This window comes from Chloracidobacterium sp. N (assembly GCF_018304765.1).
GTDB classification, from domain to species: Bacteria; Acidobacteriota; Blastocatellia; order Chloracidobacteriales; family Chloracidobacteriaceae; genus Chloracidobacterium; species Chloracidobacterium aggregatum.
Genome location: NZ_CP072642.1, coordinates 1730997 through 1751538, shown reverse-complemented (window position 1 = coordinate 1751538; position 20542 = coordinate 1730997). Strand labels below are relative to the sequence as shown.

Annotated in this window: 18 protein-coding genes; 5 read left to right on the top strand and 13 right to left on the bottom strand. The window is 57.1% G+C overall.

The window, feature by feature from the left end; genetic code table 11:
- Positions 1-54 precede the first annotated feature (54 nt).
- Together accB and accC are read left to right on the top strand one after the other, a co-directional pair.
- Complete coding sequence (gene accB / locus J8C05_RS07200; protein ID WP_246840674.1) at positions 55-552, top strand: acetyl-CoA carboxylase biotin carboxyl carrier protein; 498 nt, start codon at positions 55-57, stop codon at positions 550-552.
- The gene (gene accC, locus J8C05_RS07195; protein ID WP_211421574.1) at positions 552-1898 is read left to right on the top strand and encodes an acetyl-CoA carboxylase biotin carboxylase subunit; all 1347 of its coding nucleotides are present in this window, start codon (positions 552-554) and stop codon (positions 1896-1898) included. The genes accB and accC overlap by 1 nt, the downstream gene beginning before the upstream one ends.
- Here accC and J8C05_RS07190 read toward each other — a convergent pair.
- On the bottom strand, positions 1864-3216 hold the full coding sequence (locus J8C05_RS07190; RefSeq protein ID WP_211421573.1) for a CCA tRNA nucleotidyltransferase: 1353 nt from the start codon (positions 3214-3216) through the stop codon (positions 1864-1866). The two genes, accC and J8C05_RS07190, sit on opposite strands and share 35 nt — an antisense overlap.
- A gap of 1 nt (position 3217) precedes the next feature.
- The gene (locus J8C05_RS07185) at positions 3218-3919 is read right to left on the bottom strand and encodes an HAD family hydrolase (protein ID WP_211421572.1); all 702 of its coding nucleotides are present in this window, start codon (positions 3917-3919) and stop codon (positions 3218-3220) included.
- 41 nt (positions 3920-3960) lie between these two features.
- Between J8C05_RS07185 and J8C05_RS07180 the strand changes: the two genes are divergently transcribed.
- Positions 3961-4359, top strand: coding sequence for a hypothetical protein (locus J8C05_RS07180; RefSeq protein WP_211421571.1), 399 nt, complete (start codon positions 3961-3963; stop codon positions 4357-4359).
- A 1-nt stretch (position 4360) separates the two neighbouring features.
- On the opposite strand, the gene deoC is transcribed toward J8C05_RS07180, so the two are convergent.
- The 9 genes from deoC to J8C05_RS07135 form a co-directional block, all read right to left on the bottom strand.
- Positions 4361-5029: a deoxyribose-phosphate aldolase gene (deoC, locus tag J8C05_RS07175; RefSeq protein WP_211421570.1), complete on the bottom strand. Its 669-nt coding sequence runs from the start codon at positions 5027-5029 to the stop codon at positions 4361-4363.
- A gap of 24 nt (positions 5030-5053) precedes the next feature.
- Positions 5054-6157 (bottom strand): HEAT repeat domain-containing protein, encoded by a 1104-nt coding sequence (locus J8C05_RS07170; RefSeq protein WP_211421569.1) that lies wholly within the window; start codon positions 6155-6157, stop codon positions 5054-5056.
- A gap of 220 nt (positions 6158-6377) precedes the next feature.
- Positions 6378-8198, bottom strand: coding sequence for an acyl-CoA dehydrogenase family protein (locus J8C05_RS07165; RefSeq protein WP_246840673.1), 1821 nt, complete (start codon positions 8196-8198; stop codon positions 6378-6380).
- A gap of 92 nt (positions 8199-8290) precedes the next feature.
- Entirely contained in the window at positions 8291-8929 is a 639-nt protein-coding gene (locus J8C05_RS07160) for a hypothetical protein (protein ID WP_211421568.1), read from the bottom strand.
- 24 nt (positions 8930-8953) lie between these two features.
- Positions 8954-10144, bottom strand: coding sequence for a thiolase family protein (locus tag J8C05_RS07155; RefSeq protein ID WP_211421567.1), 1191 nt, complete (start codon positions 10142-10144; stop codon positions 8954-8956).
- Between the two features lie 34 nt (positions 10145-10178).
- Positions 10179-10385, bottom strand: coding sequence for a hypothetical protein (locus J8C05_RS07150; protein ID WP_058867684.1), 207 nt, complete (start codon positions 10383-10385; stop codon positions 10179-10181).
- Positions 10386-10425: 40 nt separating this feature from the next.
- Positions 10426-12807: a 3-hydroxyacyl-CoA dehydrogenase/enoyl-CoA hydratase family protein gene (locus J8C05_RS07145; protein WP_211421566.1), complete on the bottom strand. Its 2382-nt coding sequence runs from the start codon at positions 12805-12807 to the stop codon at positions 10426-10428.
- Positions 12808-12894: 87 nt separating this feature from the next.
- The gene (locus J8C05_RS07140; RefSeq protein ID WP_211421565.1) at positions 12895-14745 is read right to left on the bottom strand and encodes an AMP-dependent synthetase/ligase; all 1851 of its coding nucleotides are present in this window, start codon (positions 14743-14745) and stop codon (positions 12895-12897) included.
- Between the two features lie 3 nt (positions 14746-14748).
- A complete protein-coding gene (locus tag J8C05_RS07135) occupies positions 14749-15417 on the bottom strand; it encodes a TetR/AcrR family transcriptional regulator (protein ID WP_211421564.1) in 669 nt (222 codons plus the stop codon).
- A 283-nt stretch (positions 15418-15700) separates the two neighbouring features.
- On the opposite strand from J8C05_RS07135, the gene J8C05_RS07130 reads away from it, so the two are divergent.
- Together J8C05_RS07130 and J8C05_RS15620 are read left to right on the top strand one after the other, a co-directional pair.
- Positions 15701-16798 carry a M48 family metalloprotease gene (locus J8C05_RS07130; protein ID WP_211421563.1) on the top strand — a complete coding sequence of 366 codons (1098 nt, stop codon included), beginning with the start codon at positions 15701-15703 and terminating at the stop codon, positions 16796-16798.
- 3 nt (positions 16799-16801) lie between these two features.
- A complete protein-coding gene (locus J8C05_RS15620; RefSeq protein WP_281503751.1) occupies positions 16802-16924 on the top strand; it encodes a hypothetical protein in 123 nt (40 codons plus the stop codon).
- 36 nt (positions 16925-16960) lie between these two features.
- Here the strand turns inward: J8C05_RS15620 and J8C05_RS07125 are convergent, their stop codons facing one another.
- Together J8C05_RS07125 and J8C05_RS07120 are read right to left on the bottom strand one after the other, a co-directional pair.
- On the bottom strand, positions 16961-18346 hold the full coding sequence (locus J8C05_RS07125) for a PEGA domain-containing protein (RefSeq protein ID WP_211421562.1): 1386 nt from the start codon (positions 18344-18346) through the stop codon (positions 16961-16963).
- Positions 18343-20535: a bifunctional serine/threonine-protein kinase/formylglycine-generating enzyme family protein gene (locus tag J8C05_RS07120; RefSeq protein WP_211421561.1), complete on the bottom strand. Its 2193-nt coding sequence runs from the start codon at positions 20533-20535 to the stop codon at positions 18343-18345. The genes J8C05_RS07125 and J8C05_RS07120 overlap by 4 nt, the downstream gene beginning before the upstream one ends.
- Positions 20536-20542 lie beyond the last annotated feature (7 nt).

Sequence of the window (20542 nt, the reverse complement as noted above, 5' to 3'; positions counted from 1 at the left end):
GACAGGCTTCGGTACTTGAGGTGTCGAAGCTCCTTTTTTAAGAGGTTGGCTCTGGTGAACTTAAAAGAAATTAAAGAGCTTATAGAGTTTGTCAGCGGTAAAAACATAGCTGAGTTGGAAATTGATAAAGCTGGCTTGAAACTCCGCATCAGGACAACTCATTTGACCGGCACCCCAACCACATCAGTGTCTTCTTCCTCTGCTGATTCCTCTGCCGAATCACGTTTCTCTCCCCAAGAGGGAAAGCCTCCTGCTGGTCAGTCTGCAAAAGAGCCGGCCAGTGCTGAAGATCAAATGGAAGATAGTACGCTGCATGTAATCTTTTCGCCAATTGTTGGGACTTTCTACCGTGCTCCCAGTCCAGATTCCAAGCCGTTTGTTGAAGTAGGCAGTCAGGTCTCACCAGGTACTGTGCTCTGTATCATAGAGGCCATGAAGTTGATGAATGAGGTTGAGTCTGATGTTGCTGGCGAAATAGTAAAAATACATCAGGAGAATGGAAAACCCGTAGAATTCGGTCAGCCACTCTTTTCTTTGAAGAGGAAGCAATAGTGCCTTTATTCAGAAAAGTGCTTGTTGCAAATCGAGGCGAGATTGCTTGCCGTATTATATGGGCTTGTAAGGAGCTTGGACTGAAAACAGTCGCTGTCTATTCTCAGGCGGATGCTGACTCATTGCACGTGCGCTTTGCCGATGAGGCTGTCTGCATTGGCCCGCCACCCTCCAAGCAAAGTTACCTGAACATACCCGCTTTGATTAGTGCGGCTGAAGTAACGGATGCTGACGCGATCCATCCTGGATATGGATTTCTATCAGAGAACGCCCACTTTGCTGAGGTTTGTGAAGCCTGTAACATCACCTTCATCGGGCCTTCACCAAGCGCTATCAGAACTATGGGTGACAAGGCGACAGCCAAGTCCACCATGCAGGCTGCGGGTGTTCCTGTCGTGCCGGGTAGCGATGGAGTGCTTGAGTCGCTGGATGCGGCGGAATCTGTTGCGGCCGAAATAGGTTTCCCTTTGATGATCAAGGCTACCGCCGGTGGTGGTGGGCGGGGCATGCGTATTGTCAGATCAGTTGAGGAACTGCGCTCGGCCTTTCAGTCGGCTCAATCAGAAGCTGCTGCTGCTTTTGGAAATCCTGGTGTTTACGTGGAGAAGTACATTGAAAAGCCCCGGCATATTGAAATTCAGGTCTTGGCAGATAAACATGGTAATACAATTCATTTCGGTGAGAGAGATTGCTCAATACAGCGCAAAAACCAAAAGCTTATAGAAGAGTCTCCAAGTCCAGTTGTCTCGCCCGAAATGCGTGAGCAGATGGGGCAGGCTGCACTCGGGGCCTGTCATAAGGTGAATTATGCCGGTGTGGGAACGGTAGAGTTTATTGTAGATGAAGCATTAAACTTTTATTTTATGGAAATGAACACAAGGATACAGGTTGAGCATCCAGTGACGGAGTTTGTCGCTGATGTTGACTTGGTGCGTGAGCAAATCCTTGTTGCTGCCGGAGAGAAACTGACCATCTCGCAGGATAAAGTTAATCTCAAGGGGCATGCAATTGAATGCCGGATCAATGCTGAAGACCCAGAAAAATTTACTCCTTCACCGGGATGTATCACTTCCCTCAATATTCCCAGTGGACCTGGTGTTCGGGTTGATACCCATGTGTATTCAGGCTACAGGGTTCCGCCTTACTACGACTCAATGGTTGCCAAGTTGATTGTCCATGCACCAAATCGAAACCAAGCCATTGCCCGCATGAAAAGAGCACTGGAAACCTTTGTTATCGAGGGGATCAAGACAACAATACCGCTTCACCAAAGAATTATGGACAGTGATACTTTCAGATCGGGCCATTTCTCTACCCGTTTTCTTGAAACTTTCCTAAACCACTAATTGACTTTTCTCTCAGAAGAAGATTTGTTGCCAATTGCTCAGCATCTTCAAGGTTTTTGACTCTGCCTTCAATTTGATATTCATAAATCTGCCGAATCAGTTTTCCTACTGCCGGTCCTTGGTTCAAGCCCGTTCTCAGGATATGATGACCTCTGAGTATTGGACTTTCCGATCGGCTTATCGAGTTTGAACTTTTCCTAAGCCAATCTGATATTTGTTCCGAAGCATCAAGGTGTAGGGACTCTGAGAGACAGACAATCAGCTTGAGATCAGTAAGTCTGGCCACTCTCTTCAGGGCAAAAGCATAAAACCTCTGCTCCTGAATCTGGTGAAAAATTTTATACGGAAGCAGGTGTATCTTGCTCAATGTGATAATTTGAGCGCGCAGTTGATAACCCTGATAAGTATAAATACCAAGAGCATCCAAGAGCTTTATCAGATTATTTTCACTTAATCTTGTCCCAATAACAGACACAAGGACTGATATTTTCTCAGGTTCACTCAACTCTTCTATATACGTTTTCCCTCGGTCGAGGGAAGACAGTACGTAGTTCCAAGCAGATTCTGCTGAGTACGGGTTTTTCCCAACGAGTGAGCTTTGCAACTCCCACAGCATAGGGAAAAGCTGCCCAACAACTCCAAGCTCCAAGAAATAGCCAAATCCCAAGGATGGGCAGGGAGAAAGCAAGAGAAGTTTTTTAACCTCATCCCATATCCGTTCTTTGGGAATATCTTTCAAGTTCGTCTCTTGGCATAGGAGTTTTGTTTCATCAGTTATTTTCAGCCTGTATCTGGAAGACAGTTGTGCTGCCCGCAGAACTCTCAACGAGTCATCCTTGAATGTATTTGCATTGACGGCGCGTAGCTCTCTTCTACCGAGGTCAGACAACCCCTGACAGGGATCAATGATGGTTTCGCTGAGTGGGTCTTGCAGGATGGCATTGATGGTGAAGTCACGCCGATTCGCTGCATCCTGAAATGTCATCCAGGGGTCTCCCTGAATGATGAAGCCGCGGTGTCCAGACCCATGCTTGGACTCGCGTCTGGGTAGTGATACATCTACCTCATAAGTTGGTTCGGCATTGGGTTTCAGCTTATAAACAGCAAAGTGTTCGCCCACTGTGTTTACTCTTCCATGTTTTTCGAGCACCTCCCTGAGTTGTTCACTGGGTAGTCCATAAACCTCAATATCGTAATCCTTTACCGGGTAGCCAAGCAGTCTGTCCCTGACGCAGCCACCTACGAGCAATGCTTTTCCACCTGTTGAGCTGATGTCTCTACAGAGTTCAATAAGCCAATTGGGTAGTTGACGTGACATACTAGCCAGATGGAAGAATGTCAGGCGGCCTGAGCTGGATGTCGAGTCTTTCTAAGGAAAGCTCTAGGATTGAGTCAAAGATAACGTCAGCCTGACAGAGTTTTTCTCTGGAATAAGAGTTGGTTATAGCTGCGCAGTACATGCGGGCCGCTTTGGCCGCCTCTATACCGGCTACTGAATCCTCGATGACAAGGCACTCGGAGGGGGAGATGTGTCTGCCTGATATTTCCTGCAGCCGTTGCAAAGCCAACAGGTAGCCTTCTGGTGATGGCTTACTTTGCTCAACATCTTCAGCCGTGACAATAACTGCAAAGTATTCCAACAAAGAGTGTTTGCTAAGAACTTGTGTAATTTCCCGGTGGAGTGCGCCTGAGCATATACCAAGTAAAACTTCTGATGCGTGTTTTTTTATCCACTCGGAAGTTCCTGAGAATAATTTAACCTCTGTTAGATTAGATTGAAGTAAATTTGCCTTGCGCTTGACTAGTTCTTCAATTTCCTGATGAGAAAGTTCTTTTGATTTGGCTGTTGCAAAAGCCCTCTTAAAGCAGTTTTTGTCATCCAGTGCCAAATAAATCTCGTCATACGTTTGACGATTGATGAAGATTTCTTCCTGATATAGGATGTCTTTCAAGCAAGTGAAATGAAGTTCTTCGGTGTCCGCAATAATTCCATCGAAGTCAAAGATGACGGCTTTTATCATATTGGGTTGCTTTGATTCTGAACCTACTGAGGAGGTAAACTATGAGATTTCTTTCAGCCAATCTGGTTTGGTTTGCAGGTTTCTTTCTGCTGACCTGTTCTGTCCCCATGTTCGGGCAGGGCAGCGTTGGAGTTGGGAGGGCACCACGTACGGCAAGTGAAGTCAAGCGCAATCTGAAGACGGTTCTGGTCGTGAAATCGGTGAACCCGGACCTGTATACAATAGATGCAACTGACGAGATTACGGGCGATGAACTGACCTACCGTGTTTCACGCAATGCCAAAATAGGAACTGAAAAGGGTTTTCCAATACTTGGTCGTAGTAAGGAAATTCGCCTGTCAGACATCAAGCCGGGGCAGCGCCTGGAAGTTGTCTATCGTGAGTCTCTGCCTACCCAACTCACCCGTGTAACCCTGCTCAAGGACAAAACTGCCGAGTAGCTCAGTACGTGGAAGATACCTGACGGTCCTGCAGAATAGCTATGCCATTACTTGTGCCAATGCGGGTTGCACCGGCCGCAATCAGTTGTTCGGCAGTTTCCCGACTGCGGATCCCACCAGAAGCTTTGACCCCGATGGCTGGACCTACGCTTTGGCGGAGTAACACGACATCCCTTACTGTTGCCCCACCTTGACTGAAGCCAGTTGATGTTTTGACAAAGTCTGCTCCGGCCGCCTGGATAATGGTGCAGGCTTGTACCTTTTCATCATCAGTGAGCAATGCAGCCTCGATAATGACTTTGCACAGGGCCTTATATTGGTGCGTCAGGTTGACGACGGACTGGATGTCGGCTTCAACAAATGAAAAATCCCGATCCTTGAGCTGCCCGACAGCCATAACCATGTCTATTTCACGGGCACCGTTCTCAAGCGCCTGTCGGGCTTCATAGACCTTGACCTCGGTTGTTGTGGCCCCCAGGGGAAAGCCGATGACGGTACATACGGCTGTACCACAACCAGCCAGTATCCGGGCGGCATGGGAAACCCAGATGGGATTGACACATACGGCTGCAAAACCATGGGTCTGTGCCTCGTGGCAAAGCCGCGCGATGTCGGCCTTGGTAGCTTCAGGTTTAAGCCATGTATGATCGATTAAGCTGGCGAGTGACATAGGTTGTCCAATGTCCCAGAGGGGTCAACTGCCCTGCAGGACCTGAGTAACGGTTTCACGGGTGAAGCGGTCATCACTTTGCAGAAGTTGAAGCAGGACGACTTCCCCGGCATCCCCCAGCTTTTTGAGGGCGTGGGCTGCATTGTGCCGAACCCACCACGCCTGGTCGCTCACGGCTTCCTGAAGTCCCGACAGTCCGGCCGTGATCTGTAAGTCACCAATTGCCCGGGCTGCCACAGCACGGACCTCCCAGTCTTTGTCCCTGAGGGCCCGTAAGACACTTTCGATTTCCTGGGAAGACTCGACTCCAAGTGCCGTCAGGGCGCGGAGGGCACGGGTACGAAGATTGACAGAGTCACTTTGCAGCAGGCGCAGTGCTGCCTGGCGTCCGGCAATGGGGTTGATGTACTCTTGGGCGCGCCTTCCAAAGTCCGTGATGAGATCGAGCACCGTCGTCATAATGCGCTCGCGGCGTTCGCGCATGCCCCCGGCAGAATCCAAGAGTTCCATCAGAGGCAGTGTCAGGTCACGTTGCATCCCCAACAGGCGGTTGGCCGCCTGCATAAGTTGCCAACCATTGGCCTCGGAAAGAGCGATGACAACCGGCTTGACACACCGGGTATCGGCAATCTCCGTCAATGCCCAGATGGCCACCAAACGCAATTCAGTCGAGCTGTGTTTGCTGACCCGCTCCAAGGCATCAAGGGCCGGGAGATACCGGAGCCGCCCAAGCCGGAATGTGGCCCGTGAACGTTCTTCGAGGTTGCCATTGTGGATGATTTGAAGGTCATCAGCGATGAGTCCGAGGCTTTCATAGAGCAGGGCGAGCGCTTTCCGTGTGGGTTCCGGTGCGGTGCCGTATGCCTCGATGATGACATGTTTGATAGCTGCCACTTCGTCGCGGGTGGTGGCCTTGAACCGTTGGGTCAGCGGCAGAATGTCTTCAGGTGACTGGGCCTGGTCAAGGGTGTCAGACAGTTCCTGGAGCTGGGCGCGACAACGCTCGTAATCCTGTCTTTGCCGGGCGACACGCCGCACTTGGATCGTGCGATAGAGCAGAACCAAAGCCAGCCCGCCAACGGGGAGGCATACAAGCAAGCCCGTCATCATCCACAACCAGTCCGACACGTGCCGCCTTCCTTGTTGGATATGCCTTGTCCCGGGGCCTGGTCGCGCAGCGGCCTGCCGTACAGTCCGTGCTTCCTGGCCCCATATTCAAACGGTAGGTGAATTAAGCTGACTCCGGCAATTGGTTTTCGTCAATCGGCGCAGAGGCAAGAGGCAGGTCAATGAAAAGCGCGGGAGCCAGGAACGGCTCCCGCGTCAGGATTGGCACCCTCAGCCAGTATCAGATGGCAAAGACCGGATAGCCCTGCACCTCACAGGCGCGGTCAGCCAGGTAGCGGCGCAGCCGAACCGTGTCCACCAGATCGTACTTGCTGAAGCGTTTGACGGCGGCAAGCTGTATCCGAAGGTTGTCACCTTCCGAGAGGGTGGGCAGGATGCGGCGGGCTGTCAGCTCAATGCGTCCGACGGCATCGTTAATAAAGACCTGCGTTGCGGCGAGGGCGTCACGGGTCGCAGCTTCAGCGGGGCGGGACTGGTGAAGCTTGAGCGCCCGCAGGTAACTGCTCTCCATGGCAAAGACATCCATGGCAATGTCGCTGAACGCTATCAGGACTTCCTGCTCTTCAGTCAGTTTCTGACCGTATTTCTGGACGGCAATGCCGGCAATGAGCAGGGCAATTTTCTTGGCATCCACAATAGCTTTCCGTTCTTTGGACAGCGGTGCGTCATCCTCCTCCTCAAAGGAAGGCCCAGCCAGCAGTTCATCGAGAATGCGCTGTGTGGCCTGCAGGATCGGCAACTCTCCACGCATGCTCCGCTTGAGCAACATGCCGGGAATGAGAAGGCGGTTGATTTCATTTGTCCCTTCAAAGATACGGTTGATGCGCGCATCACGGTAGGCCCGGGCCACCGGATATTCTTCGGAGTAGCCATACCCGCCAAAGCTCTGAACCGCCTCGTCAGCGACGTAGCCAAGCATTTCGCTGCCATAGACTTTCATAATCGAGCACTCGATGGCGTACTCTTCAATCCCTTTGAGGATGCGATCGGCATCGTCGGCATCAACCTCGGCCAGAATGTTGTGGATGAGTCCGGCCGTGCGGTAGGACATACTCTCCGTAGCATAAATACGGGCCACCATTTCGCCGATCTTATGCTTGATGGCGCCAAATGAACCAATCGGACGGTCAAACTGTTTGCGCTCCATCACATACTTGGCCGTGTGTTCGAGGATGGATTTTGCGCCGCCGACGACCCCACCTCCGAGTTTGTAGCGCCCCAAGTTCAGACAGTTGAAAGCAATGAGGTGACCTTTGCCGATCTCCCCAAGCAAATTTTCTTTTGGCACCGGGACGTTTTCGAGAATGAGTTGCCGGGTGGATGAGCTGTGAATACCCATCTTGTTTTCTTCCTTGCCGGTCGAAACACCAGGGTAGTCGCGGTGGACAATAAAGGCTGAAAACTTTTCACCATCCACCTTGCAGAAGACAATGAAGATGTCGGCAAATCCGGCATTGGAAATCCACATCTTCGTGCCGTTGAGGATGTAGTGCGTCCCTTCCGCATTGAGAACCGCCCTGGCCCGCGCGCCAAGGGCATCCGAGCCGCTGCCCGGTTCAGAAAGAGCGTAGGCCGCCAGCCACTCACCAGTTCCAAGCTTGGGCAAGTAGTATGCCTTTTGTTCTGGAGTACCAAAGTAGGTGATGGGCCATGTGCCAATGCCGGTGTGGCCACCCAGCGACACGGAGAAGCCACCCGAACGCGAAATAAATTCAGACACCAGCATCTGGCATACCTTGTCCAGCTCGAGTCCCCCATACTTCGCCGGAATATCCCCAGCGAGGAGTCCGATGTCGGCTGCCTTGCGCAGCAGGCTGACGGTCAAACTGAAGTCACCGGTTTTGTATTGTTCTTCAAGTTTTTCCATATTTGGCAGGACTTCGTTGTTGACGAAGTCAGCCGTTGTTTTGGCAATCATGCGCTGCTCATCGTTGAAGTCTTCTGGTGTGAAAACTTCCTGGGGAGAGACCATTTCGATGAGGAAACTACCACCTTTGGGATAGGTGGCCTGGGTTTCAGGGGCAGGTCTTGCGGCTGACATGGGTGAACATCCTTTCCATACCGGGTTGGAAGCCTTCCCGGCCCGGTATCGTCAGTGGGTTGTGATGGCTGGCGTCGAGGGAGGAGCAACGCCTATTTACGTGATGAAGACTTCAGGAATGAAAAGCTTTTGAACGAGCGATCAAACATGGCCGCGCCCTCCGGTTTTTCCCAGAGGTCAGTCGGTGCTGCAGCCTGGATGATGTAAAAGTTGTTTTGATGAAGAAACCCATATTCAACCGTGCGGTAGCTCTTTTCACTGTTGATTTCGTAAACAAAGAGCGTTGCCTCTCTGCCGGCAAAGGTCGTTTTCTCAAATTTGAGAATGCGAAGCTGAGAGGCCGTGATGTCGGCCGTGTCCTGTGATTGGGCCAGGCGGCGATTGTCGGCATAACTTATCTTCACATGTCGCAGGCGGGCTTCCATGCCGTTCGGCATGATGATGCTTGGAAGCGCCAAGACCGCAAAACGGGGAGACCAAGTATCGGCTTCCTCGGCCAGACAGACCAGCTTGGGGAGGCTTGAATCCTCTTCATTCAGGACCGTCCACAGCCGGTCCGGTTTGGTGAACCGGATGCCGAGCGCCTCGCTGACGACTTCCGGCGCCGAAGCTGCACGGGTGTTGGGTTCGGCTTTTTCCTGTGCGCATCTGGGGGCGGCTGCCACCACCGTCCCAGTCAGCCACAGGGCCATCGTCAGTGAAACCCAGTACCAGGTACGACGCATCATCATGGCGATTCCTCCGCGCATCTGGATTTATGCAGCTTCGGGGAAGACCTCAAAGATGCCGGCCGCACCCATGCCGCCGCCGATACACATTGTGACCATCCCGTAGCCCCCACCCTGGCGACGTAGTTCATAGATGAGTGAAGCTGTCAGCTTGGCGCCGGTGCAGCCCAGTGGATGCCCCAAAGCGATGGCGCCACCGTTGATGTTGACCCGTTCCGGGTCGAGTTCCAGCACCTTCATCACTGCCAGCGATTGCGCCGCAAAGGCCTCGTTGAGCTCGATGAGTTTGATGGCATCAAGGCTCAGGCCGGCCTGCTTGAGAGCTTTGGGAACGGCTTCCACGGGTCCGATGCCCATGATTTCGGGAGCCACACCGCCCGTGGCAAACGCCACGAAGCGGGCGAGGGGGGGGAGGCCCAGTTCCCGGGCCCTGGTTTCCGACATCACCACCACGGCCGCCGCGCCATCGCTGGTTTGCGAAGCATTACCGGCCGTCACCTGTCCGGCGACGTGAAAGGCCGGCTTGAGCCTGGCCAGGGCTTCGAGCGTGGTGTCTGACCGGGGGCCTTCATCCACATCGAACACCTGCTCGGTCGTGATGGTTTTTCCACGGGCGTCACGGTCCTTGCGGATGACGGTCACCGGGGCAATTTCCGGCTGAAACCTGCCGGCCTGCTGGGCAGCAAGGGCGCGCTGATGGCTGCGGTACGAAAACGCATCGGCATCCTCACGGGAGATGTCGTACTTGCGGGCTACCATTTCAGCCGTCAGCCCCATACTCAGGTACACATCGGGGTAGGTGTCCACCAGAGTGGGATTGGGGGACAGCTTGTTGCCGGTCATCGGAATCAGCGACATGCTCTCCGTGCCACCCGCAACAATAACTTCAGCTCCCCCAGCCCGGATGCGGTCAGCGGCAAACGCAATCGTCTGCAAACCGGAAGCACAAAAGCGGTTGACCGTCACCGCACTGACCGATACCGGCAGGCCGGCACGGAGGGCCGCGATCCGGGCCACGTTCATGCCCTGTTCGGCCTCCGGCATGGCGCAACCAAAGATGACATCGTCAATGGCGGCCGGGTCGAGCGGGGATGCCCGCTCGACCGCGGCGCGAATGGCAACTGCGCCGAAGTCATCGGGACGAACGTGCGCCAGAGCGCCTTTTTTGGCTTTTCCGACCGCCGTGCGGGCGGCAGAAACAATGACGGCTTCCTTCATAAGTGACACCTCGGAAAAAACTGCGGTTCAGCGTTCAGCTCTCCTGTTGGTTGAGTATCTTCAGTGCTGCGCGGTAGGGTTCTTCGAGCGCCGCAATTTCCTGGACACGCTCTTCGTAGTACTGCGTAAACATCTCCCGCTGCTCGGCATCTTTGGCGAGTCCAATTTGTTGTTTCCAGTGACGCAGCCAGATGTTGGCTTCCTTGTAACGCTTGACGATTTCTTCAGGCGTGCGGGCCATACGTCCTCCACGGGGTAAGCTGTGTTGTTCGGGCCACTGCCTAGTTGCGCAGTGGTTTACCGGTTTTGAGTGTGTGCTGGATGCGTTCCTGGGTTTTGCGTTCGCCCAGGAGGCTCAGGAATCCTTCCCGTTCCAGGTCGAGCAGGTCCTGCTCCGAAACGGTGCTGGGGTGATTCAAATCACCGCCGGTCAGCACTTTGGCGACTTTGGTTCCGATGACCACATCATGTTCGGTGGCATAGCCGGCGCGGAGCATCTGGTGCAGCCCCAGCTTGAGCACCGCCAGCCCCGACTCCCCCAGCGCAGGAATATCCGTGCGCATCGCCGGTTGCCGGTAGCCTTCGAGCGCCAGCGCCAGAACAGCTTGCTTGGCATCGGCAATGAGGCGGTCACGGTTCATGGTGATGCCGTCGGTCGGCCGCAGATAGCCCAGTTCGCGGGCTTCTTCGGCGCTGGTGGAGGTTTTCGCCAGCATGATGTTCTGGAAGGCTTCCTTGATGAACACCATGAGGTCAGCTTCCGTCCCACGGGCGCGGTCAGCGCAGCGAACCAGCATCTCCTTTGTGCCACCGCCGGCCGGCAGAAGGCCCACGCCGACTTCAACCAGCCCGATGTAGCTTTCCGCCGCCGCCCGAACCCGGTCGCCGTGCAGGGTCATTTCGCAGCCGCCGCCCAGCGTCAGCCCAAATGGCGCTACGACCGTTGGCTTGGGCGAGTAGCGCAGGGACATGACGGTGTTCTGGAATGTCCGAATGGCGTGGTTGAGTTCGTCCCATTCGCCTTCCTGGGCGCCCATCAGCATCATCATCAAATTGGCGCCGGCGCTGAAGTTTTCGCCCTGGTTGCCGACAACCAGGCCGACGAAGTTCTGCGCCACTTCCTTGACGGCGAACTGGATCATCTGAATGGTGTCGCCCCCAAGCGCGTTCATCTTGGTGTGAAACTCAAGACAGGCCACACCGTCGCCGAGATCAATGAGTGACGCACCAGCATTTTTCCTGATGACACCCGTCCGCTCTTTGACCGACTTGAGCAGGATCACACCCACCCGGTCGCCAACCGGTTCGTGAGTCTTTTTGGCTGGGACGAAAACGACCGTTTGTGTCTCGTACTTGTCGTAAAAGCTGGTCTTGCCGCTGGAGAGAAGGTCGGTGACCAGGGATGGAATCGGTTTGCCGTCGGCTTCCAGGCGCTTGGCCGTTTCCGCAACACCCAAGGCATCCCAGGTCTCAAACGGCCCCAGTTCCCAGTTGTAGCCCCACTTCATGGCGCGGTCCACCTGCACGAGATCGTCGGTGATTTCGGGGATGCGATTGGCGGTGTACACCAGGGCGTCTCCAATGACCGACCACAGGAACTGCCCGACCGTATCCTTGCCGTTGATGAGAAACCGCAGCCGTTCACGGGGATCGCTGATGCGTTTGGCTTCTTCCAGGGAAAGGAAGTTGACCTTCGGCTGGGGACGGTACTCCATCGTCCGGTAGTCCAGTTCATAAATCTCGCGCCCGGCTTCGGTTTGCACCCGTTTGTAGAAGCCCTGTCCGGCTTTGTCGCCAACCCAGCGCCGCTCAACCATCTGGCGAATGAAGTCCGGCGGAACGAACAGCGCCCGGCATTCATCTTCCGGGATGGTCTCATAGACGGTTTGGGCCACGGCCACCGTGGTGTCGAGACCGGACAGGTCACCGGTACGAAACGTGGCACTGTTCGGACGCCCGATGGCCGGGCCGGTCATTTTGTCCACTTCGGTAACGGAAAGCCCCATTTCCATCATGACCTGAATCGTCCGCATGAAGCCGTAAATCCCGATGCGGTTGGCAATGAAGTTGGGGCGGTCGTTGGCATAGACAATGCCTTTGCCGAGCAGCTCGTCGCACAGCTTGGACGCAAAGCAGGACGCTTCGGGGTCGGTGTCGGGCGTGCGGATCAGCTCGACGAGATACATGTAGCGCGGCGGATTGAAGAAGTGCGTGCCCAGAAAGTTCCGCCGGAAGTCTTCCGAACGGCCTTCGGCCAGCGAGGCAATGGGAATCCCGGACGTGTTGGAAGTGATGAGGCTGCCGGGTTTGCGGAACGGTTCGATCTTTTCGTAGAGCGCCCGTTTGATGGCGAGGTTTTCGGTAACGGCCTCGATGATCCAGTCGGCGTCCCGGAGCCATTCCAGGTGGTCTTCAAAGTTGCCGGCCCGGATTCGGGCGGCATGGCTGGCCAGGAAAAAAGGCGCCGGTTTCATCTTGTGCAGCTTTTCGAGCGCCGACCGGGCAAAACGGCTGCGCGCTGTGGCGTCAGCCGCCGCCGGGGTGTCCGGCGGAACGATGTCCAGCAAAACCACGGGGATACCGGCGTTGGCCAGGTGCGCGGCAATCTGGGCGCCCATCACGCCGGCGCCGAGTACGGCCGCCTTTTCCATATTACGAGCCATAGTCACACGTCCTTTGTCGTCGAAATGTCATCCTTTGTCGTCGAAATGTCATCGCCACAGCCCAAGCCAGCCTGACACCCGCTGGCTTTAGCTGGCCGAAGCCAGGTTTTTTTCGTCGTAGATGGCATCAATTTCAGCTTTGTATTTTTCATCCACGATACGTCGTTTGACTTTGAGTGTCGGCGTCAGTTCGCCACTTTCAATCGTCAGTTCATTTTCAAGCAGGGCAATGTTTTTGATCTTTTCCCACTGGGCAAGATGTGGCGTCAGACGTGCCACTTCCTGACGGTAGAAATCAAGAATCTTGGGATGCTTGAGCAGTTCTGCGTAACTGGCATTGGTGAGTCCAAACTCACGGGCCAGGTTTTGAACACTGGAAGGGGTTGGCACAATCAAAGCTCCGGGAAACTTGCGCCCATTGCCAACCACTACCGCCTGGGTGATATGGGGGGAGGTCACCAGGGCATTTTCAATCGGTTGCGGGGCGATGTATTTGCCACCCGAAGTTTTGAACAGGTCTTTCTTGCGGTCGGTAATACGCAGGAAACCATCAGGGTCAATTTCACCAATATCGCCCGTGTGAAACCAGCCATCCGGGGTGAGCACTTCGGCGGTCTTGTCCGGCTTGTTGTAGTAGCCACGCATGACGTGCCGGCCGCGGGTGAGAATCTCACCGTCGGGAGCGATTTTGATCTCCACGCCACGGAGAGGCTTGCCGACGGTGCCGGGCCGGTTTTCGTGTTTCGTGTTGGAGGTAATGACCGGAGAAGTTTCCGTCAACCCATAGCCCTGCAGGATGGTAAGCCCCATGCTGGAGAAGGCATGCATCACGTCTTCGGCCAGGGCTGCACCACCAGAGGAAAAAAACTTGATGCGCGGAGCGATTTTGTTTCTGATTTTGGAAAGAACCAAGGCATAGGCAATGTCATACTGAAGCGAAAGCATCGGAGGAACATTTCCCCGGTGCACAGCCCGCGAGTACTCGCGGCCGGTTTCCATAGCCCAGGTGAACAGTTTGGTTTTCAGTCCGCCGGCCTTGCGTCCTTCTTCTTCAATCCTGGCCAGAATTTTCTCGAAGATACGGGGGACGCTCGTCATGACTGTCGGCTGCACTTCCATGAGGTTCTGGGCCACCGTGTCCACGCTTTCGGCGAAGTACATCGAGACGCCCGAATACACAAAGACGTTCATGACCGTCCGCTCATAGACGTGGGAAAGCGGCAGATAAGACAGGGCGGTATCTTCAGGTCCCAGGTCAGTCAGCCGTTCGACATTGGCGACGAGGTTGAACGTCAGGTTGTCGTGGGTGAGCATGACGCCTTTGGGGTCGCCCGTTGTCCCAGAGGTGTAGATGAGCGTGGCCAGGTCTTCGGGGCTGGCCGCATGGGCCATCTCATCGAGGAATTCGCCGGCGCCACCACGGTCGCCAAGCTGTGCCAGCTCTTCAAAGGTGAGGACTTTCACCCGCGACGGCAGCGGAGCCGTGACGTTGACCGGGTCGAACGTCACGATGAACTTCAGTTGGGGCATCTCGCCGATAGCGGCCGCCACCTTGTCGAACTGTTTCTGGTTCGACAGCACTAAGGCTTCCGCGCCGGCATCGTTGATGATGTAGGCAATCTGGCTGCCGGTCGAGGTGGCGTAGATTGGTACATCCACCGCGCCACAGCTCAGCAGCGCCACATCGGTAATCGTCCATTCGAGGCGGTTTTCCGAAAGCAGCCCCACCCGGTCGCCGCGTCGGATGCCCAGTGCCAGGAAACCAGTGCGTGCCTTGCGGACGCGCTCGGCAAAGGCCGCGTGCGAGACCTTGACCCACTGCCCGGCGTGTTTGTAGGCAAAGGCATCGTCTTTGGCATGGTTGCGGATGGCTGCAGCATAGGCTTCACACAGGGTCGTCGGGACTTTGGCAACGGCAGGGGACGTTCCGTAAGCCATGGGCTACTCCTTGGTCGGTGATGCGGCGACAGACGCCGGATGGGGCACAAAACCATGCAGCAGGATGTCCAGAACCGGCTCGACGGCTGCCGCCAGGGGCTTGCCGCGACGACTTAGAATCCAGTTCGTCACCATTTCGTCGAGCGCACCGAAAAAGACCTTGGTGGCAATGCGCGGGTTGATGTCAGGACGAAACTCGCCGGCCCTCTGACCGGCTTCAATGACCTGCTGGATAAGGTCAAGGTATTCGCTCAGTTTTTTGGTCGAAAACTCCTCCATGAACTTCGTCGAGTGCCGGATTTCGACTTCAAACACCACGGCGAGGTCGCGGTCACGGCCAAGCATTTCGAGGTGCAGGCGTGCAATTTCGCGCAGTTGGGCCAGTGGGCTGCTCAGAGGCGCAATCGCCGTTCGGACGTGGACGATGAACGAATCCAGCATTTCCGTGATGATGGAAAACAGCAGGTCGTCCTTGTTTTTGAAGTACAGATAGACCGTCCCATCCGCCACGCCAGCTTCCCGTGCCACGTCCGACACCTTCGAGTTGAAGTAGCCGTTGCGTGCAAAGACCGTGACGGCCGCGCGTAAAATCGTGTCATGCTTGCCGTTTTCGCCCCGCGAAGCCGGGGCCGGAGGCTTGTCGGCGGTACGGCTGGCCACGAGTCGCGCCATAGGTGGAGTCGCCTTTCCAGAAACAGGGACAAGGTTTGGTGGGACAAAAGGCGTGCACCGGATTGATGCACTGAATGAACCATCATTCAGAACATTAGGCCGAACGACGCCGGGATGCAACGGAAAAATCTGTCTTCTCGCCTGCCCCTGCCCGGCGCGGACGGCCGGGTTGCCGGACAGGAAACCGGACGGGAAAGACGGGTTGCGTCCCGCTCACTGGCGCATCACCATCACAGACTCCCTCCGGGCGCTACTCCGGTTGCCCCTCGCAACACCACGACGTATGACGAATCAAACCGCTTTGCTGACGGCAGGCCGCGCCTACCAGGACTTTCGTCTCTGGAGCGGAATTGGCGCAATTGGCTGGAATCTGATGTTTTTCACGGTGTTCATCCTGGCCGGGGGACACGTTGCCCTGTCCCGTGCGTTGGGTATCGAGGCCCAGCCTTCGGTCGGGAGGATTGTGCTGGGGTTGGCGGCCTTTTATGTCCTGTACGCCGCCGTCAACGCACCGCTGGAGCTTTTGACCGGCTGGGCAGCAGAACGCAGTTTCGCCATGACGCAGCGCACGTTGCGTCACTGGCTGATGGCTTATCTGACCGGCGTGACCGGACAGGGCGTTATGTTCGTGCTCGGCCTGACCGCCCTGTGGCAGTTGCATCAGTGGCTGCCCGGCTGGTGGTGGCTGGCGGCGGCCGGGTTGGTGGCCGGCGTCTCTCTGGTGCTGGCCCTGCTCCAGCCTTTCCTGCTGCCGCCGGTGGTGCGCCGGAAGCCCTTTGACGCGCCGCCGGTCGTTGACGCGGTGCCGCCTGCGCTACGCTCAAAGCTACCCAAACTGGTGGTCTTCACCGGTGATGCGGATGAAGCCGTCAATGGCGGCCTGGTCGGCTGGGGGCCAACGACGCAGTTGTGGATAAGCCAGACGACGCTTGACAAGCTGCGCCCGGAGCAGGTGGCCTGCCTGCTCGTGCGCGAGGTGGGGCATCTCCAGACGGGCCACCGTACGCTGGGCGTTCTGGTATCCAGCCTGTGGCTTTCTGCCGGGCTGGCCGTTGTGGCTGCACTGACCAACTTCGGGCTGAATGGCGGACTGGCGGACCTGCTGACACTGGCCGTTGGCATGACGTGGTGGAACTTTGCCGGCCTGTTTGTCCTGCCAGCCCTGGGACGGCGCAGCGTTCTGGCGGCAGACCGCTTTTACCTTGCCCAGGGCGGTGATCCACGGGTGTTGCGCGACACCCTGATTGCACTGGCAGAAATCAATCGCGCCCAGCCGGACATCACCGGTCGCAAGCAGCAGGTGTTTCACCCGCTACCGAGTCTGGATACCCGCCTGGCCCACATCGCCACGGCCCACTCCGGGAAGAATGGAGGTCAATGAAGCATGTTGCCGTTGCCACGCCTGACATTCTGGCTTTCGATGCCCTGGGGCAATCTCATCGCACGGGCACTGCACTGTCACGTTGGGAAACCGCATCTGTGGTTTCTGCCGCCTTCCTGGATGTGACCGTGGGGTTGATGGGCTGGTGGATGCCCGCACCAGCTACCTGATTTCGGGACGGCAGTCGGCCCCTTCCGGGCAGACGACAAACCCACCGACATAGAACGTCGCGTCCGGCAGGGAAACAAAGCCCGGCGCACCGTAGGGAAAGAGCTTGTCGCGGTCCTGGAACAGCGCCACCGAGATTTCGTCGGGGCTGTCGCTGGGGGTGATGAGGTGGCTGATTTTGTTGTCGCGGGCAACGATGCGGATGCGGTTCCACTTGCGCGCCTCGAAGCGCAGCGGCAGCGGGTCGCTTTGCACCGGCGTCCCGATGGCGCCGTCCCGGTAGAGATAGGTGTCAATCCGACTCGTCGTGGGCGTTGGAGCTTCCAGAATGAACAGGTAGCCGTTGCGTTCATCGCGCCCACGTACGATCCATGCGGCCCGCCAGCCCTGGGTCATCCGCAGGTCGAAGTTGATTTCACAGCCCCGAAAGCCAACGTCTCTGGGCAGTCCGACGGCAAACGCCGGGCCGCTGACACGCAGAAGCTGGTTTTCCACGGCCCATCCGGGCGGGGCGTCCCATTTGTAAAGGTTGGTGAAGTTGTCCGCAAACTCGATGATGGCTTCCAGGCGGGCGCGCAGCAGGGTCGGTTGCTCAGTCGTCACGATGAGGTCGGTTTCAAACGTCCGGTAGCGTTCGGCCTCGATGCGCAGCCGGTGGGTTTCATCGGGTGAAAGCTGGTCAATCACCAGCGTGCCGTCGGCTGAAACATCTCCGCAGTACACGTCGTCGGCATAGACGCGGGCCGTAGGTAGCGACTCGATGCGGAGGATGGCTTTCGGCGGTTCGGCGACTTCAACCTTGGCTGCAGCCGCTTCCAGTTTGAGGGTTCCCCGATAGACGACGCGCGTTCCCTGCCTGACCAGGATGGTGCGTGTGCCCGGTGGGCTGATGCGTGCTTCCAGCCGCTGGCCGTCCAACCGCCACCGTCCTTCGTCCAGGGGTTGGCCGTCCACGAAAACGGCCGGCTTGGGCGTTGGGCGCAGGCGCAGGTTTGGCAGGGAAAGGGTGGCGAAGTTGGGTTTGAGTTCGGCAATGACGGCTTCCGCGCGTCCGGCCGTGATGGTGACTTCGCGGGAGAAGGGCAGGTAGTCGGCGGCACGGACTTCAAGCCGATAACGTCCCGGATTGAGCCGCTTCATGAACCTGGCATCGGTCAACTGTCCGCTGGGCTGGCCGTTGAGCAGTACTTCGCCCGTTGGGGTGTTGCTGGCGACCATGAGCGACCCTACGGAAGGCGGGCGATAGTTCGCCGTCCTGACTTTTTTCTCGACGATGACACCGGCTTCTTTCTGGGCCATTGCGGACGAGCCGCTGACCGCCAGAACGGTGAGCAACACGAGCAGGGAATGCAGAGGGTGGTTGACGGTTTTCAACCTCATGGTTGCGCCGGGGTGGCGGCGACACGAAAGCCAAGGAATTCCTGGGTTTTGTCGGGCAAGGTCCATTTGCGGCTGGAGGCGAGGGCATCGCTGAGCGGTGAGGCGAAGTGGCCGCCGCGATACACCTTGCATTCAAGATCACGCCCGGCCGGGCGGTAGGTGCTGCCGGGATACGGCGCGAAATCGGATGCCGTCCATTCACACACGTTGCCCCCCATGCCAAAGACGCCGAAGGCGCTTTTGTCGCGGGTGTTGTTCGGCTCGACATTGACCGGCAGGAGCAACAGTAGGGGCGACTGGCCAGTCGCTCCTACCTTGGCCTGCCGGGTGTTGGCGGTGCCATCGCGCCAGAAGCTGCCCCACGGGAAAAGACGGCCGTCCGTGCCACGCGCGGCATACTCCCATTCGGCTTCGGTAGGCAGGCGGAAGGTGATGCCTTCCCCATTCGTCTTCGTCAGCCATTCGCAGTAGGCTACCGCATCCTGCCAGGAGACATCCGTGACCGGGAAATCGTCCTGTCCGGGCGGATAGTTGCCCTGCTTCCAGCTTCGCGGTGCCCGGTGGCCCGTTGCTGCAACAAAGCGTTTGTACTCGGCATTGGTCGTCTCATACTTCGCCAGATAAAAAGCCGGGACCGTGACCTGGTGGGCAGGGGTTTCATCCGCCGGCACGCGCTTGTCGGAGGTGAAATCGTCCGGGCCGGCATCGCGCCCCATGGTGAAGGTTCCCGCCGGAATGAGGATGAAGTTTTCCAGCACCTTGGGCGCTGCCGGGGCACTTGGGGACGGGGATGTAACAGGTGAAGCCGGCTGGGACACAGATTGCCGAGACAGTTGTACACCGACAACGATCAGTCCCAAGACAATGATGCCGGCGGCGGCGGCAAGGAACCAGTTGGGCCGCTTGGCCGCACCTTCGTCCAGCGGCAGACCGCTGCCGTAGGGGCGCGTGTCACCGCTGTCGGCCGGTCGCTTCAGCGTGGGCACGTCCTCGCTGGGAATCCCACTGGAAGGAGCGACGGCCGCCGGTAATCCCGGCTGCACCGGTGTCAGGCCGGCGGCTTTTAGAAGCGCCTGCGAAAATTCCTGCGCCGTGCGGAAACGTTGACTGGGCGATTTTTCAAGGGCGCGGTGGATGACGGCGGCCACGGCTTCGGGAACGTTGGGGTTGAGTTGCCGCAGCGGGGGCGGCGGCTCGTTGATGTGCTTGAGCGCGACGGCAATGGCCGTGTCGCCGTCGAAGGGTGGTTGACCAGCCAGCATTTCGTAGAGCACGACGCCCATGGAGTAGATGTCCGCACGTCCGTCAATGGCCGCCCCACGGCACTGTTCCGGGGACATGTAGCGTGGTGTGCCCATCATCGTACCCTCGGTCGTCATGCCGACCACGGTTGCGGTCTGGATTTTGGCAATCCCGAAGTCGAGCACCTTGACGATTTCTTCTCCGTCAGGCGTGCGGGCCAGAAAGATGTTGTCGGGTTTGAGGTCGCGGTGCGTGATGTTTTGCCGGTGCATGAACTCCAGCACGGCAAAAACCTGTTCGGCGTAGCGGATGATGGTTTCCAGCGAAGGGGATGTGCCCTGCTGGCGCAGGCGCGTCATGCGTTCCCGGAGCGTTTCGCCTTCGAGGAACTCCATGATGAGGTAGCAATCCCCCTGCTCGAGGCCGGAATCGAGCACCCGTACGGCATTGGGATGCTGGACGCGCGCCATTGCCCGGGCCTCACGCTTGAAACGCTCGATGGCTTCACGGTCACTCGACAGGCTGCCGACCATGATTTTGATGGCGACAAGCGTATCGAGTTCGCAGTGACGTGCCTTATAGACCCGCCCCATGCCGCCGACGCCAAGCAGCCGGAGGATTTCGTACTTGCCCTGGAAGCGTTGCCCGATAGCCAGCCCTTCAACCGGACGTTGTCTTGGAGGAGAGGTTGTCTCCATGCCGACGGGTTGGGTGGAAGGCGGCTGCGCCGGGGCCGTCTTCCGCCCTGCCTCCCGCTGGTCCACCGGCCCCGTGCCAAGCTGGATGGTTTGTTCCGCCACCGGGCCGGTTTCCGCTCTGGTGCCGGACTCTCTGGCAGAGACCTGCGTCTGGTCGGGCAGCCCTTCCGTCAGGGCCGGCGCGCTGGTTGACGACGCAAGGCGGGTTTGCCCGATGGCATCCGGTGTCAGCTCAGGTTGTTTGGCCATGGGTGCC